General features: G+C 41.1%; 22 protein-coding genes, 1 tRNA gene and 1 pseudogene. 10 read left to right on the top strand and 14 right to left on the bottom strand.

Translation table 11 applies throughout. The features are described from left to right. Positions 1-186 precede the first annotated feature (186 nt). Both MS6x_RS06790 and MS6x_RS06785 read right to left on the bottom strand, forming a co-directional pair. The gene (locus MS6x_RS06790) at positions 187-2,373 is read right to left on the bottom strand and encodes a M56 family metallopeptidase (protein ID WP_482606297.1); all 2,187 of its coding nucleotides are present in this window, start codon (positions 2,371-2,373) and stop codon (positions 187-189) included. A 2-nt stretch (positions 2,374-2,375) separates the two neighbouring features. Next, positions 2,376-2,741, bottom strand: coding sequence for a BlaI/MecI/CopY family transcriptional regulator (locus tag MS6x_RS06785; protein WP_482606296.1), 366 nt, complete (start codon positions 2,739-2,741; stop codon positions 2,376-2,378). Between the two features lie 349 nt (positions 2,742-3,090). On the opposite strand from MS6x_RS06785, the gene MS6x_RS06780 reads away from it, so the two are divergent. Then, complete coding sequence (locus MS6x_RS06780) at positions 3,091-3,669, top strand: PhnA domain-containing protein (RefSeq protein WP_482606295.1); 579 nt, start codon at positions 3,091-3,093, stop codon at positions 3,667-3,669. 58 nt (positions 3,670-3,727) lie between these two features. Here MS6x_RS06780 and MS6x_RS06775 read toward each other — a convergent pair whose 3' ends face one another. After that, positions 3,728-5,119 (bottom strand): dipeptidase, encoded by a 1,392-nt coding sequence (locus MS6x_RS06775; RefSeq protein WP_482606294.1) that lies wholly within the window; start codon positions 5,117-5,119, stop codon positions 3,728-3,730. 191 nt (positions 5,120-5,310) lie between these two features. Here MS6x_RS06775 and MS6x_RS06770 point away from each other — a divergent pair, with 191 nt between their 5' ends. The 6 genes from MS6x_RS06770 to MS6x_RS06745 all read left to right on the top strand — a co-directional run bounded on the left by MS6x_RS06770 (position 5,311) and on the right by MS6x_RS06745 (position 12,830). Then, positions 5,311-9,684, top strand: a complete 4,374-nt coding sequence (locus MS6x_RS06770; RefSeq protein ID WP_482606292.1) for a response regulator — start codon at positions 5,311-5,313, stop codon at positions 9,682-9,684. Positions 9,685-9,813: 129 nt separating this feature from the next. Further along, positions 9,814-10,191: a response regulator transcription factor gene (locus tag MS6x_RS06765; protein WP_482606290.1), complete on the top strand. Its 378-nt coding sequence runs from the start codon at positions 9,814-9,816 to the stop codon at positions 10,189-10,191. Positions 10,192-10,196: 5 nt separating this feature from the next. Continuing rightward, the gene (locus MS6x_RS06760; protein ID WP_482606288.1) at positions 10,197-11,894 is read left to right on the top strand and encodes an adenylate/guanylate cyclase domain-containing protein; all 1,698 of its coding nucleotides are present in this window, start codon (positions 10,197-10,199) and stop codon (positions 11,892-11,894) included. A gap of 103 nt (positions 11,895-11,997) precedes the next feature. Then, positions 11,998-12,079 (top strand) — tRNA-Leu (locus tag MS6x_RS06755). 201 nt (positions 12,080-12,280) lie between these two features. Next, on the top strand, positions 12,281-12,550 hold the full coding sequence (locus MS6x_RS06750; RefSeq protein ID WP_482606287.1) for a helix-turn-helix domain-containing protein: 270 nt from the start codon (positions 12,281-12,283) through the stop codon (positions 12,548-12,550). A 1-nt stretch (position 12,551) separates the two neighbouring features. Continuing rightward, on the top strand, positions 12,552-12,830 hold the full coding sequence (locus MS6x_RS06745; protein ID WP_482606285.1) for a hypothetical protein: 279 nt from the start codon (positions 12,552-12,554) through the stop codon (positions 12,828-12,830). A gap of 88 nt (positions 12,831-12,918) precedes the next feature. Here the strand turns inward: MS6x_RS06745 and MS6x_RS06740 are convergent, their stop codons facing one another. The 11 genes and pseudogenes from MS6x_RS06740 to MS6x_RS06690 form a co-directional block, all read right to left on the bottom strand. Then, positions 12,919-14,235 carry an acetolactate decarboxylase gene (locus tag MS6x_RS06740; protein ID WP_482606283.1) on the bottom strand — a complete coding sequence of 439 codons (1,317 nt, stop codon included), beginning with the start codon at positions 14,233-14,235 and terminating at the stop codon, positions 12,919-12,921. A gap of 17 nt (positions 14,236-14,252) precedes the next feature. Beyond that, positions 14,253-15,230, bottom strand: a complete 978-nt coding sequence (locus tag MS6x_RS06735; RefSeq protein WP_482606281.1) for a permease — start codon at positions 15,228-15,230, stop codon at positions 14,253-14,255. Further along, a complete protein-coding gene (locus MS6x_RS06730) occupies positions 15,223-15,630 on the bottom strand; it encodes an OsmC family protein (protein WP_482606279.1) in 408 nt (135 codons plus the stop codon). The genes MS6x_RS06735 and MS6x_RS06730 overlap by 8 nt, the downstream gene beginning before the upstream one ends. Positions 15,631-15,639: 9 nt before the next feature. Continuing rightward, entirely contained in the window at positions 15,640-15,876 is a 237-nt protein-coding gene (locus MS6x_RS06725) for a thioredoxin family protein (protein ID WP_482606277.1), read from the bottom strand. Positions 15,877-15,895: 19 nt separating this feature from the next. After that, positions 15,896-16,093, bottom strand: coding sequence for a hypothetical protein (locus MS6x_RS06720; RefSeq protein ID WP_482606276.1), 198 nt, complete (start codon positions 16,091-16,093; stop codon positions 15,896-15,898). Positions 16,094-16,143: 50 nt separating this feature from the next. Further along, positions 16,144-16,449 (bottom strand): ArsR/SmtB family transcription factor, encoded by a 306-nt coding sequence (locus MS6x_RS06715; RefSeq protein ID WP_482606274.1) that lies wholly within the window; start codon positions 16,447-16,449, stop codon positions 16,144-16,146. Positions 16,450-16,567: 118 nt separating this feature from the next. Next, positions 16,568-17,608: pseudogene (gene arsB, locus MS6x_RS06710) on the bottom strand (ACR3 family arsenite efflux transporter); the annotation flags it as partial. Positions 17,609-17,619: 11 nt separating this feature from the next. Beyond that, positions 17,620-18,252, bottom strand: a complete 633-nt coding sequence (locus tag MS6x_RS06705; RefSeq protein ID WP_482606272.1) for a low molecular weight phosphatase family protein — start codon at positions 18,250-18,252, stop codon at positions 17,620-17,622. Positions 18,253-18,272: 20 nt separating this feature from the next. Then, complete coding sequence (locus MS6x_RS06700; RefSeq protein ID WP_482606270.1) at positions 18,273-18,740, bottom strand: DUF6428 family protein; 468 nt, start codon at positions 18,738-18,740, stop codon at positions 18,273-18,275. Between the two features lie 2 nt (positions 18,741-18,742). After that, entirely contained in the window at positions 18,743-19,387 is a 645-nt protein-coding gene (locus MS6x_RS06695) for a hypothetical protein (protein ID WP_482606268.1), read from the bottom strand. A gap of 52 nt (positions 19,388-19,439) precedes the next feature. Next, positions 19,440-19,772 carry an ArsR/SmtB family transcription factor gene (locus tag MS6x_RS06690; protein WP_482606266.1) on the bottom strand — a complete coding sequence of 111 codons (333 nt, stop codon included), beginning with the start codon at positions 19,770-19,772 and terminating at the stop codon, positions 19,440-19,442. 168 nt (positions 19,773-19,940) lie between these two features. Between MS6x_RS06690 and MS6x_RS06685 the strand changes: the two genes are divergently transcribed. The 3 genes from MS6x_RS06685 to MS6x_RS06675 all read left to right on the top strand — a co-directional run bounded on the left by MS6x_RS06685 (position 19,941) and on the right by MS6x_RS06675 (position 25,452). Then, entirely contained in the window at positions 19,941-20,363 is a 423-nt protein-coding gene (locus tag MS6x_RS06685; RefSeq protein WP_482606259.1) for an HYC_CC_PP family protein, read from the top strand. 107 nt (positions 20,364-20,470) lie between these two features. Continuing rightward, positions 20,471-24,238 carry an efflux RND transporter permease subunit gene (locus tag MS6x_RS06680; RefSeq protein ID WP_482606258.1) on the top strand — a complete coding sequence of 1,256 codons (3,768 nt, stop codon included), beginning with the start codon at positions 20,471-20,473 and terminating at the stop codon, positions 24,236-24,238. Beyond that, a complete protein-coding gene (locus MS6x_RS06675) occupies positions 24,235-25,452 on the top strand; it encodes a TolC family protein (protein WP_482606256.1) in 1,218 nt (405 codons plus the stop codon). The genes MS6x_RS06680 and MS6x_RS06675 overlap by 4 nt, the downstream gene beginning before the upstream one ends. The last annotated feature ends 58 nt before the right edge of the window (positions 25,453-25,510 follow it).

Genomic DNA, 25,510 nt, shown 5'->3' with positions numbered 1-25,510 from the left:
GGGAAATGTTACACTTAAACTCGAAAATGGTCTTTTTGCCAGTTGACTATGTTAACGATTACCCGTCTCTGTCAGAAGGTAACGCGAGTTTATCTTTCGTTTATTATGCCGATAAAGCTATCTGCTGCTTAGTTCCTATTTTTAAACAGATTCCTACGGTATCAAAAAGTCACCTCGGAAAGAGGATTATTCAAAAGGCGATTTAGATAGGTTGACCACAGGTCGTTTTCCTTTAGTAGACCGACTATCGATATTTAAATCTTTATTGTTTTTCATAAGTCTAATGGCTTTATCAGCACTGATTTCTTTTCCCTCGTAAAGAAACTTGGCGTCCTTTTTGGCCATGGCAATAACATGATCTAGAGGGGCTACCGGCTTTGGTGGCATGGGTGGTTCCGGGATGGAACTTGCTGTTCCTTTTAAGACTACGGGGCTTAGCGGTGGTTGAATATCCCTGCGTTCTCCTTTTAGAACTTTTGGGGCTTGCGGTGGATGTGGCGGTGGTGGAATAGTACCTTTACTTTCCGATTTATAAATACGTACCTCGGGTTGTTTGTTCGAGTGTGGTATGGTTTCCACTTTTATATCTTTCCGCTTCTTAATTATTTCCAAGCCTTTTTTTGATGAAATCTTTTCCCCTTCAAAATAGAACTGCGCATCTTTTAGGTCATTACTAGTTACATAGTTTATAAGTCCGGATGAGGTATTCGGGCTTTTATCGGAATTGTAGATGTACACCCTAGAGTTTTCAGGGAAAACTATCTTTTTACCTTTGGAATTTATTCGAATACCACTGTTTACGACATCATAAGGATCTTGCTTTTCAATTATTTCTTCTATGATATGTGCCGCTTCCTCTCGCTCGTTCAACCCTTTAGGTGCCTTTGGTGCAGGTGGTGGCTCAGGAAAATCTGGAAAAGGTTCTGCATCATTTTTTTGCTTTTCGGACATGATAGAAAAGAGATATTCCAAACGTTCTACATCCTTTTTATAAATTTTCATTTTGTTACGGGACATGCTGTTGTAGTGCTTTGCCAATTTGTTGTATTCTGCCACTTGCTCTGGAGTGGCCAATGCCCCTGTTATCTTAACCTCCATTTCCGGCCCTACAATGTTTATCGTTGCCACGCCATATTCCATGAATGCGGCATCTATCCGGTCTATTAATTTTTCCTGGGTTCCCACAGGAGCAAACACTACGGCACGTACTAATTGTTCCCGCTCTTGTTTGGAAAGGTTTGGGTTGATTTTGGCTAGATAGGTTGTTAAGTATTCCATTTCAACCACATCATCCTGTACCGAAAGTTCTCCTGTTTCGTTGATGTTCACTATAATTTCTGAGACGATTTCTTGTAGATTCCCTTCGGAATCGAAATTTGAAAAACCGTGGATAGTAGCACTGTCATCATTTGGTGTTGACTGCTGAATCGCTTTAGTGCTTTCAATGTTTGAAGTATTCACGGATATGTCGTCTGTTTGTACCTCAATAGTGGTTGTTTCGCTAAATCCAAATAATAGAATGCTAAATAGGGGTAGCACAAGTATGCTTCGTAGTATTACAGCTCTTTTTGATGTTTGTGTTTTCATGATTTTAAATCGTTTTTTGATTGATGAATAATTGATGGGGTTTACCAAGGGTGATTGATGATTGTTTTCACTGTCCATAGATAAATAGGATAGTAGGGTATTTTGATAATTATTTTTAGAAACATTTTTATTTAACACTGCTTGATCGGCTAAAAATTCATGGTTTAGTTTTATTGATTTTTTAATTAAGAATACAAAGGGGTTTATCCAAAATACCACCTGTAAAAATTCCACAAAAAGGATGTCATAACTGTGCTTTTGTTTTGCATGGGTTTGTTCATGCAACAAGACTTCCTTGGGTATTTCCTCAGCTTCGAATTTTTGCTTGTTAAGAAAAATATAGCTAAGAAAAGTATGAGGGGGTAGTGGGTCTTTTAGCAGTACATGGATATAGCGTTCCCACTGTTGCTTTGGATTGTTGCGAACCCTCCTAAGAATTTGAAAAAGGTTTTTTAGAAACTTTAGTCCAAAAAAGAAGACTCCTATAACGTATACAGTCCACAATATGGGTGCTATATCCAACACATTATTTTCCAATTCTGTAGGAGTACCAATAGGTCTGTCTACTGCTAGAGGTATTGTGTATTCAGATGCAGGGATGTTGGTGGTCTGGGCAACTTCTACATATTCGGTAAACACTATTGCCGGTATAATTAAGGAAGCCGTTAAGGATGCCAATAAATAAAAACGCTTGAACGTGTGCATGTTCTCGTTCTCTAAAAATAGGTTGTAGAAAAAGTAAAGTACCGCTAGGCAGGCCGTGAATTTTAGAAGGTAGATGCCCATGATTATTTCTTTTGAATTTCGTTGTCTATCAGTTTTTTCAATTCCTCCAGTTCGGTTTTACTCAAGTCGGTTTCTTGCGTAAAGAAGGAGGCAAATTGTCCTGGACTGTCATTGAAAAAGTTTTTAATGAGTCCGTTTACATGTTTAGCGAAATAATCTTTCTTTTTAACAAGAGGATAATATTCCCTACTTCTCCCACTGTTCGTATAGCTTACAAACCCCTTATCCGTCATTCTTTTTAATAGGGTAGCTACAGTCGTTGTAGCCGGTTTAGGTTCTGGATGCGCTTCCAAAAGATCTTTCATAAATGCTTTTTTTAGCTTCCATATGATATTCATAAGTTCTTCTTCGGATTTTGATAGTTGCATGTTCTGAAATTTTATTACTTACTCTACAAACATAGAACAAATATTTTAATTCTACAAATGTAGAGTTATTATTTATAGATAAAAATAGATTCTTGGTATGATAGACCTACTAGAAGCTTGGTGATTAGCCTTATTGTATGTCGACTTAAATAGTTAGAATGGTCGATTAAGTCAAGAGTCTTTTTTAAACCGTTAGGGGTAGACCCAGGCTTAGGGCGTAAGCCTGCATTGGTTTTTTGAGATAAAGCGCACTTGTCATGAATAGCCCTGGCCATTTTCTAAGGGAGCACCCTATGAGTTATAAGTCTTTATAAAAAGCTAAGTTTGTAACACAATAAATTAAAAAGACATGGATCTAGCGGAACAGTTACAAGAAAGAAGTGGTGGGGTCTGCGAATTATGTGCAGCAAATTCAGATTTGAGTGTCTATGAGGTGCCGCCAAAATCTACTGGAGGGGTAGACGGTAGCGTATTTATCTGCGAAACATGTAAAGGTCAAATTGAGGATGTGGAAACGATGGATGCGAACCACTGGAGGTGTTTGAACGATAGCATGTGGAGCGAGCATGATGCCGTAAAAGCGGTGGTATGGAGAATGTTATCTCGTTTAAAGGCCGAAGGCTGGCCAAAAGACTTGTTGGATATGATGTATTTGGACGATGCCACCTTGGAATGGGCAAAAGCCACCGGTGAAGGATTGTTAGAAAGTGAGAAAATAATTCATAGAGATGTAAATGGGGTTATTTTGCAGAATGGGGATAGTGTGGTCTTAATCAAAGATCTTAAAATAAAAGGTTCTAGTCAAGTAGCGAAACAAGGTACCGCGGTGCGCCGGATTTCCGTTGACAGAGAGAACGCTGACTATATTGAGGGTAAAGTAGGACCAACGCAAACGGTGATTATTACAAAATACGTCAAGAAAATATAGTAAGGTTTTCTATGCCTGAGTTTATCGTCCCTGCCTGCTGACAGACAGGGACGCAAAATCAACTTTTATTCATTTCCGTAAAATACCGATAGAAATAGGGGATGGTCTCTATTCCCTTAAGGTAGTTCCAAACTCCAAAATGTTCGTTAGGAGAGTGTATGGCATCGCTGTCCAAACCAAAGCCCATTAAAATAGTCTTACTGCCCAGTTCTTTTTCAAAAAGGGAGACGATAGGAATACTGCCACCGCTGCGTTGGGGGATTGGTTTTTTGCCAAAGGTAGTTTCGTATGCTTTAGAGGCTGCTTTGTAGCCAATAGTATCTATTGGGGTCACATAGCCCTGACCCCCATGATGAGGTTTCACCTGGACCGTTACGCCTGCAGGAGCAATCTCTTCAAAATGTGTTTTGAACAGTTCGGTGATTTCTCTCCAGTCTTGATGTGGCACCAAACGCATGGATATTTTAGCAAAAGCCTTGCTTGCAATAACGGTTTTGGCACCTTCGCCGGTATAGCCGCCCCATATTCCGTTCACATCCAAGGTAGGACGAATGGAATTACGTTCGTTCGTGGAATAGCCCTTTTCGCCATAAACCGACTTAATATCCAAGGCTTTTTGATAGGCTTCAAGAGAGAAGGGCGCTTTGGCCATCTCGGCACGTTCTTCTTTGGAGAGTTCTTCTACCTTGTCATAAAAACGTGGAATGGTAATATGATTGTCTTTGTCGTGTAAAGACGCGATCATTTTGGTGAGGATATTTATAGGGTTGGCGACTGCCCCACCATACAATCCAGAATGTAAATCCCTATTAGGGCCTGTAACTTCTACCTCTACATAGCTCAATCCTCTTAAGCCGGTAGTAATGCTTGGCACATCATTGGCAATCATTCCCGTGTCGGAAATAAGGATGATATCGTTGGCTAGTTTATCCCTGTTTTCCGCTACATAAATCGCTAGGTTATTGCTTCCTACTTCTTCTTCGCCCTCAATCATGAACTTTACATTACAGGGTAGTTGGTCTGTGTGTACCATAAGTTCCATGGCCTTTACATGCATGTACATCTGTCCTTTATCGTCGCAGGCTCCCCTAGCGAAAATAGCGCCTTTCGGATGTAGTTCTGTTTTTTGGATAACAGGCTCAAATGGAGGTGAGTTCCATAAGTTTATGGGGTCTGGCGGCTGCACATCATAATGGCCGTAGACCAAAACCGTAGGGAGGTCTTTGTTGATTATTTTTTCTCCGTACACAATAGGGTATCCCGCTGTATCGTGAATCTCTACCAAATCACAACCTGCTTTTTCCAAAGCTGTTTTTACGGCAACGGCGGTGTTGAGCACGTCTTTTGAAAATGCCGGATCAGCACTTATGGAGGGTATTTTTAAAAGCTCAACGAGTTCTTCAATAAAGCGATCTTTATGTTGAGCAATGTAATCTGTTATCTTGGCCATAGTTTTTTTGGAAAGATCTCAAAAGTACAAAAAAGAAGTATTTTACCTAATTATGTTGAAGCAGTTCTAGTGATTAATACTCCTAATCTTGGGTACATTCTTTTTATCTTAAACAAATAAAGGGTATTAACGTTTATTTTGTATATTACTGACTGTATTCCCCTACACTTTTATTAATAATACCAACTAACATGCAAAAGAACTGTTACACTATTGCTATGGGCACTATCCGTTGCCTAACTTTTATCTTTATTTTTTCATTTTTTTCTTCAAGTATGGCCCAAGAAAAGGTTGGGCGTCCTTTAATTACATCGTATAAATTTCAAGATTATTCGGCTGCGCCAATAAATTGGTGGGCCTTAGAAGCTGATGACGGTATCATGTATTTTGCAAATATTGAAGGGGTGTTGCAATTTGATGGTGTAAACTGGAAATTGATTGAAATTCCTGGTATTGGTACCCGTAGTTTGGTTAAGGATGACAAGGGTATAGTCTATGTTGGAGGTTCTGGGGAATTGGGCTATTTGACAACCTTGGAAAACGGAGAAATGAGTTACATGTCGCTCAAGGATAAAATTCCAGAAGAACATCGTGTTTTTGCTGATGTTTGGGAAATTGACTATTATAAAGGTAGGGTGATTTTTAGAACTGAATTTAAACTGTATTGCTGGGACGGGGAGTCTATGAAAGTAATCACATCGGAGCATGGTCTTCATGTGGGCGGTATTGTCAATGATGAATATTATTTGAGAATTTGGGACGTGGGTCTTACTAAACTTACAGATGAAGATACCTTTGAGCTGGTACCCAATGGGGAGAAATTTACTAGTGAACGTATTTATAGTATCCTGCCTTATGATGACAAGGTATTGATTGGAACCAGAAATGAAGGTTTTTATATCTACGACGGAAGAGATTTCACCCCCTTCAAAACCGAAATAGATACATTTGTTAAAGGAAATCTCTATCTCCCTGGATTTGCTTTGGACGATGGCCGCTATGTATTTAATACGAACAATGCAGGTGCGTATTTAATGGGTCACGATGGTACCTTCCTTCAAAAATACACTCCTGATACTGGTTTACCAGATGGGGCGGTAAATTACGTATATGTAGATTCCAGAGGGGTTTTATGGATGGCACTTTTTAAGGGCATCTCTAGTACCAACTTAAATTCCAGTTTAACCTTATTGGATTCGAATATGGGTCTGAATACCGTTGTTTTTTCGATGTATCGCCATAAGGGTACCCTATATGTTAGTACCAACAATGGTGTCTCCTATTTGGATGAAAGTAAAAATGAGTTTGTCGAAATACCAGGCACGTTTGGTCAAGGAGCTAATTTTGTAGAATTCAGAGATCGTTTGTATACAGGTTCCAACGGGATGGGGTATATAGAAATAACGGACAAAGCGTTTAGCTACGTCAGGGAAAATATTAATTATGATCTTAGGGCTGGTAATTCAGCACAATCTAAAGTGGATAGTAGTAGAATATTTGTGAGCCATCAGCAAGGTTTAATGAGTTTATATTTTAACGAAAAAACTAAACAATTTGAAGAGGAATCAGCTACTCAAAAGCTATCGAATCTAACGGGTTACCATGAAAAGACCGATGGCTCACTCTGGTTAAGTACCAGGGACGATGCCAAGGTGATAAAAGTGGTTCCTAAGTATATCGATGGTAAACTTGATTTAGATGCTTCGGAATATATAATTTTTGGTGAAAAAGATGGGTTGCCAAATTCTAGTATAGGGATAGGTGGGTATGAAGATGAAATTCGAGTATTTGCCGAAACGGTTGAAGAAACATATTATTTTAATGAGGAGAGTAAACGTTTTGAGAAAAAGAAATTCTTCTTCGATGAATATTTGGATTGGAAAAAACCTGGATCTGGTAGTAGAATTACGGACGATGGTAAACGTTTTCTAGACGTAGGTTCTGGAATAATGATTGCGGAGAAACAGGAAAACGGGGAGTTTAAGGTAGTGAATACGGATACATTCAAAGAATTAAACAACACACGGATATCTAACATTTATCCCGAAGAACCTAAAGCAGATGGTTCCAGAGTTATTTGGTTTTCTGGACCAGATGGGATTTTTAGGTATGAAGGTAATTTAGAAAAACCGGTAATTCCTCAGTTTAAGGTAGCGGTGAGAAGTATGACTATTGCAGGAGATTCTATAGTTTACGGAGGTAACACCACCTTCCCTGAAAAGATGAGTATTCCGTTTGATAAAAATTCAATTACTTTAGGGTACGCAGCTCCGCTCTTTGTAGGTCAAAAGGATATAAAATACAGTACCCAATTAAGTGGTTTGGATGAGAAATGGTCGGATTGGACCTTACAAACTACGCGGGAGTACATCAACCTACCTGCCGGTAACTATACATTTAAAACCAAAGCCCAGAATATTTATGGGGACACTACCGAGGAAGCATCGGTCTCTTTTTCCATAACGGCCCCTTGGTATGCAACCTGGTGGGCGTATCTCTTATACGGATTGGCATTTTTGGCAGTCGTGTACCTTGTGGTAAAGGCTCGGACCAAAATCCTTCTAAATCAACAAAAGATTCTCGAAGAAACGGTTTATGTTCGGACCGCCGAGGCCAACCAACGTTTGAAGGAATTGGCTACGGTAAATCAAGTAAGTCAGGCATTGACCGAAAAATTACAGCTAAATGATTTAATCCAATTGGTCGGCGATGAAATGAAAAAACTTTTTAAATCGGATATCACTTATTTAGCCATTCTGGACCCGGATACGAATATGATTAATTTCCCATATCAAGATGGTGACACCATGGAGCCCATGATGTATGGACAGGGATTAACATCCCAAATAATTAAAACAGGCGAACCTTTATTACATAACAAGGATGCGGATATTAATGCAGAATATGATAAGATAGGGGTGAAGCACACGGGCAAACAGGCAGTATCCTATTTAGGGGTGCCTATCCCAGTAGAGGATACCGTTATTGGGGTGTTGAGCGTTCAAAGTACGCAACAGGAAAGTAGGTTTAACGAGGAAGATAAAAACCTATTAAAAACCATTGCTACAAACGTGGGTATCGCACTCCATAATGCCGAACTATATGAAGAGGCGAAAGAGGCAAAAGCGAAGGCAGAAGATGCCAACGAAGCAAAAAGTGCCTTTTTGTCTACGGTGAGCCACGAGCTAAGGACGCCATTAACGTCCGTTTTGGGCTTTGCTAAAATTATACGGAAACGTTTAGAGGATAAAATATTCCCTGCAGTTGACGTAAGCGACCAGAAAATAAAGCGAACGATGAAACAGGTGAGCGAAAACCTGAATGTCGTCGTTTCCGAAGGGGAACGCCTGACCAACCTCATTAACGATGTTCTAGATCTCGCCAAAATAGAGTCGGGTAAGATGGAATGGAATATGCGTCCGGTATTTTTGCAAGATGTGATACACCGTGGCATAGCTGCTACATCGGCCTTATTTGAGCAAAAAGGTTTAAAACTAAAGCATAAAATCCCTGAGGATTTACCCATTATAAAAGCAGATGAGGATAAATTGATTCAAGTAATCATCAACCTTTTATCCAATGCGGTAAAGTTTACCGAAAAAGGCACGGTACTTCTTGATGCATACCAAGAAAAAGGACAACTTATTTTTGAGGTTCAGGACACCGGTATAGGTGTAGCGGAAGAAGACAAGCACAAAATATTCGAACGCTTTAGACAAGCAGGGGATACCCTTACGGATAAGCCTCAGGGAACAGGCCTTGGTCTTCCTATTTGTCGCGAGATTATAGAGCATCACGGAGGTATCATCTGGATGAAAAGTGAGTTTAACGTGGGGAGTACATTTTTCTTTTCCATACCTATATTGGGAGAAGCTGCTATACAAGAACCTATACAATTAGATCGTATTTTACGAAGTCTTAAGAAGCAAATAAGTCATAGCTCTAAGAAAAAAACAGATGGCAAAGCCACTATTTTAGTAGTAGACGATGATACGCCCATACGTTCTCTCTTGCGCCAAGAACTTACCGATACCGGATACCGAGTTAGGGAAGCTGCAAACGGTAAAGCGGCACTGGATATGGTGCGCTTGGAGAAGCCAGATCTGATTATTCTAGACGTAATGATGCCAGAAATTAATGGTTTTGATGTTGCGGCAGTCTTAAAGAACGACCCGGCTACCATGGATATTCCAATTATTATACTGTCCATTGTACAGGATAAGGAACGTGGGTTTAGAATAGGAGTAGACAGGTATTTGACCAAGCCCATAGATACGGAGAAGCTATTTCACGAAGTAGATGAGTTGTTGGAACAGGGTGTTTCAAAAAAGAAAGTGCTCGTAGTAGACGAAGATGCCACCGCCGTGAAATCATTGACTGATGTACTTAGTGCCCGGGGGTATAAAGTAATGGAAGCGAGCTCTAAGAATCTGTTGGAGACGGCAAGTGAGTCACAGCCAGATATTATTATGCTCAATTCCGTTTACAACGGTGATAAAAATTTCATTAAGGATTTAAAAATCCAAAAAGGAATGGAGAACGTCATGTTCTTTGTGTACGAGTAATAAATAGGAGTGGGGCAAAACAAGCAAATCACCTCGGGGAAAGTCCACGAGGCCTTTTAAAAAATTCACGTTTGATAGTTACCCAAGCGTCGAAAAATTTAAACCTCGATTATCGAGTAAAAAAATTATATGGATAAAAAATTATTGATAGTTGACGATGAGCCGCATATTAGAATGCTTATTGAGCAGACGTTGGAAGATTTAGAGGATGAAGGTGTTGAACTGTTGTTTGCAGAAAATGGAGAACAGGCCTTACAAATCATACAAGAAGAAAAACCCAACCTGGTCTTTCTAGATGTAATGATGCCAAAAATGAATGGCATGGAGGTGTGTCAAAAAGTAAAAAAAGAACTCAATTTAAGCAATGTTTACATTATTTTGTTAACTGCAAAAGGTCAGGAGGTAGACCGCCAAAAAGGTTTGGATATGGGTGCGGACCGGTATATGACCAAACCGTTTGATCCGGACGAGATGCTAACGATTGCAGAAGAAATCCTAAGCAATTAACAGGTATGACTCAAAAAATAAATTCCCTTTGGTTAAGGGCATTAAAATATATTCTTCAAAAGGATAAAGAGTCCATTTCCTTGCTTAACAGATCATCTACCCTATTAAAACAGGAGTTTTTTGTCATTGATGCCACGAATAAGATATTATGGGGGGAGGATAGTCAACGGTACAGGTACAATTTGGTTATTGAGTATGACGGTATTTCCTTGGGCGTTTTCAAATCTTGTACCGAAGATGGAAAGTATATCTATGATCTTATTAAAACATTGCTGTCCAAGGAATTTGAAAAGAAAAGAATAGGCAAGGAGGTATTGAGTTTATACCGAGAGATCAACATGATTTATGATTTCTCGGAAATGATTTCCGAAAAAATAGATACCGAATCCATAGCAGAAATTGCGCTTCAAGAATCTTCTCAAATCATTGGTTCTACCCATGGTTTGTTCCTCATGTATGATTCCGATGAAGATTTAGTACTTGAGTTGGCTTCCTTTGGTGATAATCCTAACAGTAAAGCAAATATAAAAGACCAAAACCAGGTACTTAAAGCGCTTATTTTAAAGGGTAGTGCGGCCATAGTGCCGGAGCATAGAATTAAGGAAAATAGTTCTATTCAGCATTTAAAAGCGGTTATGTATGCTCCCTTAAAAGTAAAGCATAGAACCTTAGGAGTGGTTATTTTAGGGCATGAGGAAAAAAAGGAATTCACGGCGGCAGAGCTCAAACTACTTACTACCATTGCCTTACAATCGGCATCGGCCATTGAAAGTGCGCATTTGTACCAAAAAGGACTAAAAGAGTCAAGGGATAGGGAGGAAGCCATACGTGAGATTCATGAGGTAAGTCAAAAATTTGTACCCTCTGAATTTTTAGAATCCCTTGGAAAAGACAATATAACCGAGGTGCGGTTAGGAGATTTAGTAGAGAGGGAAGTAACAGTAGTCTTTGCGGATATTAGAGAATTTACAACGGTTTCGGAAGGTATGAATCCAAAAGAGAATTTTTTGTTCGTTAATTCCTTCAACAATAAAATGGGCCCAATTATCCGAAAAAATAATGGATTTATTTTACAGTATTTGGGAGATGGTTTTATGGCCTTGTTCCCAAAAGGGTCTCAGAACGCAGTAAGGGCTTCGGTTGAAATGCAAAAGGCCCTACAGGAGTATAATAAAGAACGAAAAGTAAAAAATAGAGAGCCTATTAAAGTTGGCATAGGTATGCAAAACGGTAAGCTAATTATGGGGATAACTGGAGATATTAAGCGATTGGATGCCGCCATTATATCCGATACGGTTAATACTGCGGCAAGGGTTGAAGGGCTATCTAAGCATTATGGTACTTCCATTTTGTTGACCAAGGAATGTAAGGATAATTTAAGAAACCCTGAGGAGTTTGACTTTAGATACCTTGGTCCTGTTCAGGTAAAAGGAAAGCATAATTCCATTGATCTTTATGAATGCATAAATGGAGATGCCAAAAAGCTACTGAATCATAAGTTGAATACACTCCCAACCTTTAATAAGGCGATGGATTTATACTTCAACCAAGAGTTTGCCATGGCTGCCGTTACGTTTCAGCAGATTTTTAAAAAAAATGAGTTGGATGGTACTTCAAAATTATTTTTGAACAAGTCTGCCCGCTTGATCACTCAGGAGCTTCAAGATAATTGGAACGGAGTAGAATTGATGTCAACTAAATAGCATTGCATGCTTAAATAAGTAACTATCCAAAAAAACTTTTGGAAAGGGCAGTTTTAAAATTCAAAAATTACTTTATATTTGCATCCCGTTTTAGAACGGATATGCAGGCGTGGTGGAATTGGTAGACACGCTAGACTTAGGATCTAGTGCCTTACGGTGTGAGAGTTCGAGTCTCTCCGCCTGTACAAAGGGAAAGCCGACTTTTAGGAGTCGGCTTTTTTTTGTTTTGGTAAAACAATGTTAAAACAATTGAGGGTTTTGCTCTGTTCTGCAAAAACCCCTTGATACTGGATACTTCACAACGAATTAATAGGTGGATAGTCGAAATTAAGTAGCCTTCCTGTAGGAAAAGGATAATTTATGCTGAACACTATTTAAATTAAACTATGCAAGTTGTCTGTTTACAAGAAGAAGCATTCTACGCCTTGTTCGATAAGGTGGTCGAACATGTCGAGGCAAATAGAATAGAAAGGCCGGACAGGTGGATTGATGGCGAGGAAGCGATGCGGGAGCTTAGGATAAAATCAACCACTACTTTGCAGAAACTGAGGGATGAAGGGAAAATCAGGTTTTCCCAACCGCAGAAGAAGATAATTTTATATGATCGAAATTCAATTGTGGAATATATGGAGCAGCATGTTCGTGAAACATTTTAAAATGGATGAAGATTTAAAAATTGACGAGAAATTTAAAAGGGCATTCAACTTAGGTTATGAAGTCGCCAAAGAACTGGATTTAAAAACCCCCATGTTTCAAAACGAAAGCTCCGATATTGCCTTAAAAAGTCCGATGCAGGCGGGAATGTTTCAATTTGTTCAGGATAGGCCAGGATTTTTAGGTAAAAGAATAAGTAAATCCAAGAAGGCCTTAGATACAAACACAGTAAAAAAGACTTTCGGAAAAAATAGGAATAGGGGTAAAGGCTTGACACCTTAATTGAATTTATTACTAATTGGAAGTCTATTTTGAGTTGTAATTAGGTTTAATGATTCAATTTCCCCAATGACCACTATTAATGAAATAATTAACGCGAACATTTCTGAATATCCTTATTCAAAACATCGGTCTTAACAAAATCATTCTTCAATACGGGTTGCCATTTGAAATCGGATAGTTCGGTTACGGTAAAATTATCTTTTGGATCGGTCTGAAAAAGCTTCTCGGAAAATTCATCCTCCATAGCCTTTAAGCCATCCAACTCGCAAGGACTCAACTCGCCTTTAACAGCTTTAGCCCCCAGTTTATTAATCTCTTCCGGTTTGACGCCCCTGTTCATTGCAACGGATACCGTTTTGCCATTATCGATTCGTTGTACTGTAAACAATCCCTCGATTGCTTCGGAGACATAAAAGGAATTGAATTGATAACGACCACCAGTAAGATATATCGCCGTATCTGTCAGACAGGGAGAAGCCTTACTGACTATGCGGGTATTGGTACGGTCGATAACGCCATCAGGGTAGAGTTGCAAAAGTGCTTCCTGTAAGGCCAAATGACCAACGACTAGACCATCGCAAAGATGACCATGGAACTTTGCCAAGTCATTTAATTCCACTTCTTGGACGTTTCCTAACCTACCTTTCGAGAAATCCGTGTCATTAACTCGTAGCCCTGTTTTATAGCTTTTTTGTGCAGGAAGGAAAAGAGTAAGTGATTTGACATTCGTATCGATTTTATCTAAATGCCCCATAAAAGTTTGGTCATCGCCTAGATAATGCACATGAACGTAACTTTTCGAGGACGTAAAAATACCCTGGTGCTTTTCGGAGTAAAAACCCAACAACGAACCCTTACTATTGTTGAAGGTAAATAGCTGCTGCTTGATATCCGCTCGATAGCCTTCCACATCTGGACTTCTTGGTGTTACGATATGAGTGGTGATAGCATCGAAGTTCCCGATGATTTTAAAAGGGAACGGTTCTTTCAGCTCATAGCCATTTTTCTGTGCAATGACCGCCACTTTATTTTGAATATCCTCCACACTACTTATATTCCCGGAAAGCTCAAACGCCTTCCATTCCGATACATTGGCATATACAAAAAAAGGAGAGCGTATATCCCAACTCTGACCAACTACTGCTTTTCCTTCCTCAAAAGCGGATGCATAAAATGGTTTTCCGTCAAAGACCATTATTTCCCCTTTCATCCTATCATAGGGGCCCATACCGAAAAGATGTGATTTGTGAGGAAGGGTGTCCAGCCAGACCTGCGTTTTAAAATTGGTCTTTCCCATTTCGTTCATGGCACCAACGGTATACACCTTGCCAGGCTGTTGCGAGTTGCCATTATAGGATATGAAACCGATAAGTAAAAGGGCAATGTAAAGTTTCAATAGTTGCATTTATTTGATTTTAAATGTTATAAAATTAGATTAAAAAGGTATCCTGAAATAATGATGCATAGTGTTACCACCCCGAAGAAAATGCCGATGAGTTTTATGGACATTACTTTTTTCAACAGCATCGCTTCCGGCAACGAAAGCCCAACGACACCCATCATAAAGGCGATTGCAGTACCTAACGGTATTCCTTTGGCCACCAAAACCTGCACTACGGGAAGTATGCCCGAAGCATTGGAGTACATGGGTATGGCCAGAATCGTGGCGATGGGTACGGCGAACAAATTCTCTTTGTTCATATATTGCTCAAAGAAGCCTTCGGGGATATAGCCGTGCATCAATCCACCAATTGCGATTCCTACGATTACATAGGGTATGATGCCCTTTAATATTTTGACGACCTCGCGCCAGATAACGGGAAGTCGCTTAACGAACGTCTGTTTTTCCTCTTGGAACTTATCCTGTTCCCGTTGGGCGTTCGCCAAAACCTCTTTTACCCAAGGGGTCAGTAAATGCTCCAGATTCAGTTTTTGAAGTATAAATCCTGAGATTGTCCCCAATAGCACTCCGCTAACGACATAGATTATCGTTGTCTTCATCCCAAAAAGACCTAGGAACAAGCCTATGGCCACTTCATTGACCAAAGGAGAGGTAATCAAGAAAGCAAAGGTTACCCCGAGCGGTATTCCACCTCTAACAAAACCGATAAACAAGGGTACCGATGAACATGAACAAAACGGGGTTATTACCCCGAATATACTTGCCATCAGGTATTCAAGACCATATAATTTATTTCTCGAAAGGTAATTCTTGACCTTATCTATGGGGAAATAACTATTAACGATTCCCATAAAAAAAATGACGACAAAAAGAAGGATGAGAATCTTGGCACTATCGTAAATAAAGAAGTTCAGGGCCTCCGCCAAATGGCTTTTGGCTTCCATGCCCAAAACGTCATATACCAACCAATCCGCTATATGTTGGATCCAATCAAACATCTTTATGGACAAGAATAGTACCGGATATCTCGCAAACCTGTTTTACGGTATTATAGATCGTACCGAACTTTTCGATATTCTTTTTTAATAGTTCGCTATTCAATTTGTCATCCTTCGTATAAATAGTCAACTCGTAAGTGAGATGATCCATTCTTGGCGGGTTTTCAAGACGTTCGGCATTTACCGTGAGTTCGGCTTTTTCGTAACTGAATCGCATCATGCCTGAAAAGCGTTCTACGTTTTTCAGGATACAGGCCGCGAAAGAACCCAAAAACAATTCGGCCGGATTTGGCAAAGTTTCCGTTGTTCTGTCGGTCGTTCCAAAGTCAATATCCGATTGTTTCACATGGATGATGGCATCATCTGTCGCTTTGGATGTTGCGGTAATGGAGTAGTTCATAACCTTCCGTTATTTGTTCAAAAGTTCCAACACTTCGTTTTTAGTAGGTACCCGTCCTTTTATGGTAATCTCTTCATCTACTACCAATGCAGGGGTCGACATGACATTGTATTTCATGATTTCCATGATGTCCTCGATTTTTTCGATTGTTGCTTCTATCCCGTTTTCTTGAATGACCTCTTCTACTACCGAAGTGGTCTGCTTACACTTGGGACAACCTGTTCCCAGAATCTTGATTATTTTCATAGTGAGTGTTTTTTTAAAGTTATAATTTATACATATTCATGATAATGAGTTCTTGATCGGGCAGGAGTTTCGACCGTTTGTTTTCGGCCCATTTGAGTACCGCTGTAACATCTGGGTCCGAATTATAACTATATGGGGGGCTTTTAATGTCAATTATCTCTGAGTGATGTGTATGCTCCTTGGCATCCTGCACCACATAGCTTATGTAATTTTTCATAGTTGAAATAATTTAATATTCACCAATAGGCGATATGATCACTAAAAAAATCAATCAAAAAATTGTTCAAATAAAGTCTTTGCAATTTTCCAGTTTTCTTGATTTATACAGTACTTTATTTTGGGTGGTTTTAATTCTCCTTGAATCAGACCTGCGTTTTTTAATTCTTTTAAATGTTGAGAAACTGTTGATTGAGAAATCGGCAATACATCGACCAAATCTCCAGTAAAACAACAGGATTGATTTTCCAAATGTTTTAAGATGGCTATTCGAGTAGGATGACCAAGAGCCTTTGCAAACCTTGCCAATGCTTTGTTCTCTGTTCCGCTGTTACTATGTTCTAAGGTGGTTTTCATTTCCAATCGTAAAATTACGATTGGTTTTAGCTTTGAAGTATGATATTGGTCATATAAGACCCTAATATTACTGTCTTTTCTTTAGCAATTCTCGGCGGTTCGGCCTAGAAATCAACTACTATCCTATGGTTTGGGGCTTGTAATATTTCTTTTTTAGCCAAAAGGAAACCCGAACCAGTAAAATAAGTGCCGGTACTTCTACCAAAGGGCCGATTACCCCTGCAAATGCCTGTCCTGAATTCAGTCCAAAAACAGCAATGGCCACCGCTATGGCTAACTCAAAATTATTGCCCGCCGCTGTAAAAGCTACTGAAGCGGTCTTATCATATTCTGCGCCCATTGCTTTGGTAAAGAAAAACCCGATAATGAACATTAAGGTAAAGTAGATGAGTAAAGGAACTGCGATAATCAATACATCCATTGGGATCTCCACAATCAATTCTCCTTTTAAAGAAAACATCACGACTATGGTAAATAGAAGTGCAATCAAGGTCATTGGCGAAATGGTGGGAATGAATTTGTTGGTGTACCAGTCCTCTCCCTTTAGTTTCACTAAAATCAATCTGCTCAAGATTCCCATGACGAACGGAATCCCCAAATAAATAGCTACACTTTCCGCGATCGTTCCGATTGAAATATCCACGATAGCACCTTCAAATCCAAAATAGGGTGGAAGAACGGTTATGAAAATCCATGCATAAAAACTATAGGCAAAAACTTGAAAAATACTGTTCAAAGCAACCAAACCTGCACCATATTCGCTGCTGCCCTCCGCAAGGTCGTTCCATACCAAGACCATGGCGATACAACGTGCCAAGCCAATCAAGATTAGACCAACCATATATTCAGGATAATCACGTAAAAACGTAATTGCCAAAACAAACATTAAAACGGGACCGATTATCCAATTAAGAATAAGCGAAATGGATAAGATTTTTGTGTTTCTAAAGACTTTTGGTAAGAGTGAATAGTTCACTTTCGCCAAAGGTGGATACATCATTACTATTAAACCGATTGCAATAGGAATGTTTGTGGTTCCGCTACTAAATGAGTTTATGATGTCCGGAAATGTTGGTATAAAATACCCAAGTCCAACTCCAATTGCCATTGCCACGAATATCCATAAGGTCAGATTTCTGTCAAGAAAACTTAATTTTTTGTTGCCATTTTTTACAGGTTTATTTGAGAGAAAACGTAGAACAGTTCGGTTGCGATTTGCAGACTTCTTTCCTTGTATTTTTCCATTTGTTGCGGTGTATTGTCAAATGCCTTTGGGTCTTCAAAAGTAATTGGTATACGTTTTTCCGCTCCGGGAACAAATGGACAGGCTTCATTGGCCGAATCACAGGTCATAATGGCCGCAAATCCGGATTTCGGATTGAAATCGTCGTCCAGTTTTTTAGAAAACCCGATGATGGGATGTTCGTTGTCCGCATATTTAATGCTATAGATGGGATTCTTTCCCTCTGAAATAGCATTGACCAGAAATCCTGAATTTTCCAGAGTTTCCGCAACCATAGGGAACAAGGCCGTGGATTCGGTACCGCCCGAATAACAGAACACATTTTTGACATTGAAATAATTGGCCATGGTCTGTGCCCATACTTGGGACATATGGCTTCTACGTGAATTATGGGTACAGATAAAGTTGATGCGGATTTCTTGACCCTTTGAAGCTTTTGAACGGATAAAATCGGTTAACGGCTTCAAAACAGCTTTTCGCTCCCCGGAAATGGTTTTGAGGTCTAAATTCTTGATCGTTTTTTCTATTTCTGGAAATACGGTCGTTCGTGTGGTTATCATTTTTTGGTTCTAAATTTTGGTTAGCAACAGTTTCCATCCGGCGCGCAGCACGGTTCTTCGGAAAGTTTGGACAATTTGACCTTTTGTTTTTCGACAGGGATGCCGCATTTGTCCCTTGCAAGACAATCGGTCTGCTTGGTAACGAGCAGGAAATTTCTGCCGTCGAAGCCAAGGCCGAACTTTCCGATGGTCTCCCCTTGGTACTCCACCTCGATTTCCGCATCAGGTAACCCAAGGACGCTTTCTGAAAGTTCGATGATATGTACCAATTTTTCAGGATGTAGCCTGTGGTCGTAATCATCGGCCTCCCATAACTGAAAATTGACGACTTCTTCATTTCGTATCGTTCCGCCACAATCGATGAACGACTTGTTTATTTTGCCGACCTCAGTTACGTGAAAATGGCTGGGCACCATTTCGCCATTGGGTAGTTCAAATCCTATGGTTTTAAGACCTGAAAGTCTTTCCTTGATTTCTGATAACTTCATAGTTAATAGTATTTAGTTCTTGTTTTTTCGTTTAAATAATCGATTCTTGAGGCCACATAGAGCATTTCATTGGCAATGGTGTCCAAGGAGGATAAGGTAATTTCTATTTGCCTGGGACCGTCTTCAGGGACAACTCTTTGTTCCACGAAGATCTTTATGGCATCATCGTCCAAATTTAGTGATTCAACATTTTTGTATTTGACCGGCCAATTTTCAGAACCGGACTTTACGTTATAGGAAAAGAGTTCGCCTCCACTGGCATTGCTTACCCTGAAACCATATTCTTCAAGCGAAGCAAGGGCCTGAAGTGGTTCTCGGATGATCTCGGTACCGGCCGAGAGAACATTGTAACCCTTAAGCCCATAATGGAGCAGACCAGTCCTGAGCCAGATGGCCGCAAGTTGGCTCTTTTCCTTATTATGCCGGTCTATGAAGACCACCGTTGCATTTTCATCATTTCCGTTTCCCTTGAAGATTCTGGAGGCCAGCTGGTCCAACAGTATTTTTCGGTCTTCTTGGATCGAAGGGTAGGATTTTTCGATCTGTGCAATGGATTTCACGATTTTGTTTCTGAGCTTTTGCGCCTGTATCCCGTTCTGGGACAAAATCAGCAGGGACAAAATTGTAATGGTTTTAAAAGTATTCATGATGCATTTAATTTGTTTATTGCGATAAAACGATTAATTAATACAAATTTTTTTAACAACATTCTTCGTTCTCGGGAAGGTCTTGGTCAAGGAAATCCCCCATCACTTCCTTCATCGCCGCCCAATTCTTCTTGTCGATACAATAGCACACGCTCGTTCCCTCGACATTACCCTTGACCAGCCCCAGATTTCTAAGCTCCTTCAAATGCTGTGATATGGTAGGCTGTGCCAGACCGATTTCATCGACCAGGCTCCCGCAATAACAGCTATCCATTTTGAACAGCTGTTGCAAAATCGCCACACGAGCCGGATGCCCGAACGCCTTCGCGAATATCGCGATTTGATTTTGATGGTCAGTGAATATTTCCGTTTTGGCCAGTCCCATATTTATTGTTTAATTGCAATATTACAATTAATATGTAATTCCTGCAAAAATTGTTTTACAAAACGGTTCTAACTTATATAAAACACCCCAAAAAGATTCGATAGCGTTACCCAAACTTTTATTAAAGCAAAATAACCGATTCCGAAATTTTGTAACTTTGCAAAGCAAATGAAAGAAGTCTTTCGCAAAATAGCATCCCTTTCGATGGCACTTATCGTGCTGTTCTCTACCATGTCCTTTTCGGTGGATATGCACTACTGTGGCGACCATTTGGTAGATTTCAGCATTTTCGATAGCGTGAACACCTGCATGATGAAGGCCGAAATGTCAAAATCCTCTAGCGAATGCGCCGTGATGGAGATGGAAATGGATTGCTGTTCAGACGTGGAAGTTGTTGTTGAAGGTCAAGACGATCTGAAAATATCCTTTGACCAACTTTCATTTGACCAACAACTGTTTGTTGCCTCTTTTATTTATTCCTACATAAACCCCTTTGAAGGGCTTGATGAAAACGTAGTTCCCTTTAGGGATTATTCGCCCCCTCCGCTGATAAGGGATGTCCAAATCCTAGATCAGACCTTCCTCATTTGATTTTTAACTTTAGAAAATAAGCCCAACGCAACCAGCGTATTGGGCAAAACCTGTTGTTCGCGTGTTTTCTTTTCGCACGGTTTCTAAATGTTTAATAATCAATTCCTATGCTCAACAAAGGCATTAAATTTCTTATCGAAAATAAGTTAGTCGCTGTACTCATGCTGCTTCTCTTTGTGGGGTGGGGTACCGTCAACGCACCGTTCAATTGGGAAACTGGTATCTTGCCCAGCGACCCTGTTGCCGTTGATGCCATCCCGGATATTGGCGAAAACCAACAAATCGTTTTTACCAAATGGCCCGGACGTTCCCCGCAGGATATCGAAGACCAGATTTCCTATCCGTTGACCACTTCGTTATTGGGCATTCCGGGAGTCCGGACGATACGCAGTTCCTCCATGTTCGGCTTTTCCAGTATCTACATCATTTTTGAAGAAGATGTGGAATTCTATTGGAGTCGTAGCCGAATCCTTGAAAAACTGAATTCCCTACCAAATAATCTTTTACCAGAGGGTGTAAACCCTGCCTTGGGTCCCGATGCCACAGGCTTGGGTCAAATTTACTGGTACACTTTGGAAGGCAGGGACAAGGATGGAAATGTAACCGGCGGATGGGATTTACAGGAACTTAGAACCGTACAGGACTACTATGTAAAATATGCGCTTTCTGCTGCCAGCGGGGTTTCCGAGGTGGCTTCCATCGGAGGTTATGTACAGGAATATCAAATCGATGTGGATCCCGAACTGATGAAGCAGTACAACATAGGGCTACACCAAGTGGTCAATGCGGTAAAAAGCAGCAACCGTGATATTGGCGCACAGACCTTGGAAATCAATCAGGCCGAATATTTGGTAAGGGGTCTTGGTTATGTGGAATCTTTGGAGGACATTAAAAATGCGGTAGTAACCTCGGAAGATTATACTTCCATCCGTGTCAAGGATATTGCGAACGTTTCACTCGGGCCTGCGGTGCGGCGTGGTATTCTGGACAAGGAAGGAGCGGAAGTCGTGGGCGGCGTTGTGGTCGCTCGTTATGGGGCGAATCCGTTAGAAGTCATCAACAATGTCAAGGATAAAATCAATGAACTCAGTTCAGGTTTACCCTCCAAGGAACTGAGCGACGGTAGCATCTCACAATTGACCATCGTGCCTTTCTATGATCGAACCGAACTGATACAGGAAACCTTGGGTACGCTCAACGAAGCCTTGACCTTGGAGATTCTGATTACGATTCTTGTCATCGTCATCATGGTATTCAACCTTCGGGCTTCCGTTTTGATTTCCGGTCTTTTGCCCGTGGCGGTTCTCATGGTTTTTATCGCCATGAAACTCTTCGGGGTGGATGCCAACATCGTGGCCCTTTCTGGCATCGCCATTGCTATCGGAACCATGGTCGATGTGGGGGTAATCCTCTCAGAAAATATTATTCGACACCTTGATGAAAACGATGATCGGCTTCCTATAAATACCGTTGTATATAACGCCTCAGCGGAAGTGTCCGGAGCTATTCTGACGGCCGTAATGACCACCATTATCAGTTTTATCCCCGTGTTTACCATGATAGGGGCCGAGGGGAAATTGTTCCGACCATTGGCATTTACCAAGACCTTTGCTCTGACGGCCTCCATCATTGTCGCCCTATTCCTTATCCCGCCTTTCGCCGCCTTTTTGTTTAGGAAGAAACGAAGCAAGAGTGTCATGGGCTATGTGTTCAGTGTCTTACTTATCGTAGCAGGGCTTATGGCGGTGGTCTACGGCTATTGGTTAGGGCTTGTACTCATGGCCTTTGGAACAGTTCGACCTTTGAAGAACGCTGAATTGGCCGGACGTCTGTTCAACGGATTTTCACTTTCCGACAAGCAGGCCAACCTTTTGAACATCGTTATCTCAGCAACCGCAATTGTATTCCTTTTGGCAACTTATTGGCGGCCTTTGGGATTTGACCGCAGCATTGTTATGAACCTACTTTTTGTGGGATTGATATGTTTTGGACTGTTGGCGGTATTCATCCTCTTCAGAAAAAATTATACGGACATCCTACGCTGGGCATTACGCAACAAGCTACTTTTCCTTTCCATTCCAACTGCCATTGTTGTTTTCGGTGTGCTCATTATGCAAAATACGGGTAAGGAATTTATGCCCGCCCTGAACGAAGGTTCGTTTCTATTGATGCCGACCTCCCTTCCCCATGCCGGAGTGGAAGAAAACAAACGGGTATTGCAACAATTGGATATGGCCGTTGCGAGCATCCCTGAAATCGAGACTGTGGTCGGTAAGGCCGGTCGAACAGAATCCGCGCTCGACCCCGCGCCAATGTCGATGTACGAAAACATGATTCAGTACAAGTCCGAATACATGTTGAACAAGGATGGAAAACGACAACGATTCAAAATCAACCAAGATGGGCTTTTTGCCCTCAGGGATGGGGATTTCATCCTGAACCCGAATACCGAGCTTGACGATACTACATCCGATTACAAAGAAGCCGATATTGAATCGTTTTCGGAGATCGGTTTGGAGAATCTGGTTGCAGATTCCGGTGGGGAATACTATCGCAACTGGCGACCGGAGATACAATCCCCCGATGATATATGGAACGAAATCGTTCGGGTAACGAGATTGCCAGGAGTTACTTCCGCGCCAAAATTACAGCCTATCGAAACCAGATTGGTCATGCTACAAACAGGAATGCGTGCACCAATGGGCATTAAGGTCAAGGGTCAGGATTTGAGCCAAATAGAAGCCTTTGGAATCCAATTGGAAAATATCCTAAAAGAAGCCGAGGGCGTTAAGGATGAAGCGGTATTTGCCGATCGGATCGTTGGCAAACCTTATCTATTGATTGATATTGATAGGGAAGCACTTGCCAGATACGGTATCCAAATCGAAGATGTACAACGGGTGCTTGAAGTGGCGGTTGGCGGAATGACCTTGACCCAGACCGTCGAAGGAAGGGAACGGTACGGAGTCCGTGTTCGCTACCCACGTGAGCTAAGGGAGAATCCAACGGACATCAAGAACATCTATGTTCCTGTGGCGAAAGGCAGTCCCGTTCCCTTGAGTGAGCTGGTCGATATTCGTTACGAAAAAGGTCCGCAGGTCATCAAAAGTGAGGATACTTTCTTGGTCGGCTATGTGCTTTTTGATAAACTCGATGGTTTTGCGGAAGTGAGTGTGGTGGAAAATGCCCAAGCCCTTATCCAACAGAAAATCGACAATGGCGAATTGATAGTTCCCAAAGGCATCAACTATCAATTTACGGGAACCTATGAAAATCAATTACGGGCCGAAAAAACATTGTCCGTGGTCGTTCCCCTTGCATTGGTCATCATCTTCCTGATCCTATATTTCCAGTTTCGTTCCGTAGCAACCTCGTTCATGGTATTCACGGGAATCGCGGTCGCTTTTGCGGGAGGGTTCTTAATGATATGGTTTTACGGACAGGATTGGTTCCTCAACTTCAATTTCTTTGGGGAAAATCTTCGTGACCTGTTCCAGATGCATACCATCAATTTGAGTGTGGCCGTATGGGTAGGCTTTATCGCGCTGTTCGGAATCGCAACGGATGACGGTGTGGTCATGGCCACCTACCTGACCCAGACTTTTGACCGAAATAAACCGGATACTTTGGAAGCGGTCCGAGCTTCTGTCGTTGAAGCAGGGGAAAAACGAATACGCCCTTGCTTGATGACCACGGCAACAACTATTCTAGCATTGTTGCCGGTACTGACATCAACGGGAAGGGGAAGCGACATCATGATCCCCATGGCGATTCCCTCTTTCGGGGGAATGTTGATCGCCCTGATAACCCTGTTGGTCGTTCCGGTATTGTACAGTTGGAAAAGCGAATGGCAACTTAAAAGACAAAACGCATGAAAAGAATAGCGACAATAGCACTTGGGTTTTTATCGGTTTTGGCTGCAAATGCCCAGACCTTGGACTCCTATATCCAAGAGGCGGAGAACAACAATCCCGAGGTACAGGCCTTCGAGCTTCGGTATAATATCGCCAAGGAAAAGGTAGAAGAGGCCGATGCGCTACCGAATACCGAATTGAGCGCCGGAATTTTCGTGAGTGAACCGGAGACAAGGACGGGCGCACAAAAGGCACGATTTTCCATCAAACAAATGCTGCCTTGGTTCGGTACCATTACGGCTCGGGAGAACTATGCCAGCTCGTTGGCCGAAGTGGATTATCTGGATATCGCGATTACCAAACGAAAATTACGCCTGTCGGTGTCCCAATCCTATTATGCCCTTTTCGCGATCAAGGAAAAACAAAAGGTTTTGGATGAAAATATTCAGCTCCTAAAAACCTATGAAAGATTGGCATTGACTTCCGTAGAAGTGGGCAAGGCATCGGCGGTGGATGTCCTTCGCCTTCAGATTCGCCAAAATGAACTGGAAGAAAACAAATTGGTCTTGGAACAAGAGTATCAAACAGAAAGGACAAGGTTCAATAAGCTGCTGAACAGGGAAGATTCCATTGCTATCGAGCTTGTCGATTCTCTAACAATATATGAACCAACTGAAATTCAACAGTCCCAATTGCAAGTGCATCCCGAATTGGAGAAGTATGATAGGCTCTATGAATCCATCGCGCAATCGGAAATCCTGAACCAAAAAGAGGCCAATCCCAATCTCGGTTTTGGATTAGATTATATTCCCGTAGCCGATAGGGCCGGAATGAACTTCAGCGACAATGGTAAGGACATCCTGATGCCGATGGTGTCCTTGTCCGTTCCCATTTTCAACAATAAATACAAATCGAAAACCGTACAGAACGAGTTGCGACAGGATGAAATCAACGCCCAAAAAGAGAATCGAAAAAACTTATTGGAAATCCTCTTAAGCGATGCTATCAATAGTCGGGAAGCTGCACGGATCAAATTCGATACGCAGCTAAAGAATCTGGAACGGGCAAACGATGCTGAGGAAATCCTCATCAAAAATTATGAAACGGGAACCATCGATTTTAATGATGTGTTGGACATTCAGGAACTGCAACTGAAATTTCAGATGAACGGAATAGAGGCACTCAAGAATTACTATCTACAAATGAGCATCATCAACTATGTAACGAATCAATAAAAAACTGAATACAAATAACTGATTATCAATTTCTATTATAAATTCTAAAAATGAAAAA

It is taken from the genome of Maribacter sp. MS6, assembly GCF_056839185.1.
This window is presented reverse-complemented; position numbering and strand designations above follow the sequence as displayed.

What these genes read in the sequence shown, in the direction of transcription:
- MS6x_RS06790 (WP_482606297.1), bottom strand. Translation starts at nt 2,373, where the DNA reads ATGGGCATCTACCTTCTAAAATTCACGGCCTGCCTAGCGGTACTTTAC.
- MS6x_RS06785 (WP_482606296.1), bottom strand. Translation starts at nt 2,741, where the DNA reads ATGCAACTATCAAAATCCGAAGAAGAACTTATGAATATCATATGGAAG.
- MS6x_RS06780 (WP_482606295.1), top strand. Translation starts at nt 3,091, where the DNA reads ATGGATCTAGCGGAACAGTTACAAGAAAGAAGTGGTGGGGTCTGCGAA.
- MS6x_RS06775 (WP_482606294.1), bottom strand. Translation starts at nt 5,119, where the DNA reads ATGGCCAAGATAACAGATTACATTGCTCAACATAAAGATCGCTTTATT.
- MS6x_RS06770 (WP_482606292.1), top strand. Translation starts at nt 5,311, where the DNA reads ATGCAAAAGAACTGTTACACTATTGCTATGGGCACTATCCGTTGCCTA.
- MS6x_RS06765 (WP_482606290.1), top strand. Translation starts at nt 9,814, where the DNA reads ATGGATAAAAAATTATTGATAGTTGACGATGAGCCGCATATTAGAATG.
- MS6x_RS06760 (WP_482606288.1), top strand. Translation starts at nt 10,197, where the DNA reads ATGACTCAAAAAATAAATTCCCTTTGGTTAAGGGCATTAAAATATATT.
- MS6x_RS06750 (WP_482606287.1), top strand. Translation starts at nt 12,281, where the DNA reads ATGCAAGTTGTCTGTTTACAAGAAGAAGCATTCTACGCCTTGTTCGAT.
- MS6x_RS06745 (WP_482606285.1), top strand. Translation starts at nt 12,552, where the DNA reads ATGGATGAAGATTTAAAAATTGACGAGAAATTTAAAAGGGCATTCAAC.
- MS6x_RS06740 (WP_482606283.1), bottom strand. Translation starts at nt 14,235, where the DNA reads ATGCAACTATTGAAACTTTACATTGCCCTTTTACTTATCGGTTTCATA.
- MS6x_RS06735 (WP_482606281.1), bottom strand. Translation starts at nt 15,230, where the DNA reads ATGTTTGATTGGATCCAACATATAGCGGATTGGTTGGTATATGACGTT.
- MS6x_RS06730 (WP_482606279.1), bottom strand. Translation starts at nt 15,630, where the DNA reads ATGAACTACTCCATTACCGCAACATCCAAAGCGACAGATGATGCCATC.
- MS6x_RS06725 (WP_482606277.1), bottom strand. Translation starts at nt 15,876, where the DNA reads ATGAAAATAATCAAGATTCTGGGAACAGGTTGTCCCAAGTGTAAGCAG.
- MS6x_RS06720 (WP_482606276.1), bottom strand. Translation starts at nt 16,093, where the DNA reads ATGAAAAATTACATAAGCTATGTGGTGCAGGATGCCAAGGAGCATACA.
- MS6x_RS06715 (WP_482606274.1), bottom strand. Translation starts at nt 16,449, where the DNA reads ATGAAAACCACCTTAGAACATAGTAACAGCGGAACAGAGAACAAAGCA.
- MS6x_RS06705 (WP_482606272.1), bottom strand. Translation starts at nt 18,252, where the DNA reads ATGATAACCACACGAACGACCGTATTTCCAGAAATAGAAAAAACGATC.
- MS6x_RS06700 (WP_482606270.1), bottom strand. Translation starts at nt 18,740, where the DNA reads ATGAAGTTATCAGAAATCAAGGAAAGACTTTCAGGTCTTAAAACCATA.
- MS6x_RS06695 (WP_482606268.1), bottom strand. Translation starts at nt 19,387, where the DNA reads ATGAATACTTTTAAAACCATTACAATTTTGTCCCTGCTGATTTTGTCC.
- MS6x_RS06690 (WP_482606266.1), bottom strand. Translation starts at nt 19,772, where the DNA reads ATGGGACTGGCCAAAACGGAAATATTCACTGACCATCAAAATCAAATC.
- MS6x_RS06685 (WP_482606259.1), top strand. Translation starts at nt 19,941, where the DNA reads ATGAAAGAAGTCTTTCGCAAAATAGCATCCCTTTCGATGGCACTTATC.
- MS6x_RS06680 (WP_482606258.1), top strand. Translation starts at nt 20,471, where the DNA reads ATGCTCAACAAAGGCATTAAATTTCTTATCGAAAATAAGTTAGTCGCT.
- MS6x_RS06675 (WP_482606256.1), top strand. Translation starts at nt 24,235, where the DNA reads ATGAAAAGAATAGCGACAATAGCACTTGGGTTTTTATCGGTTTTGGCT.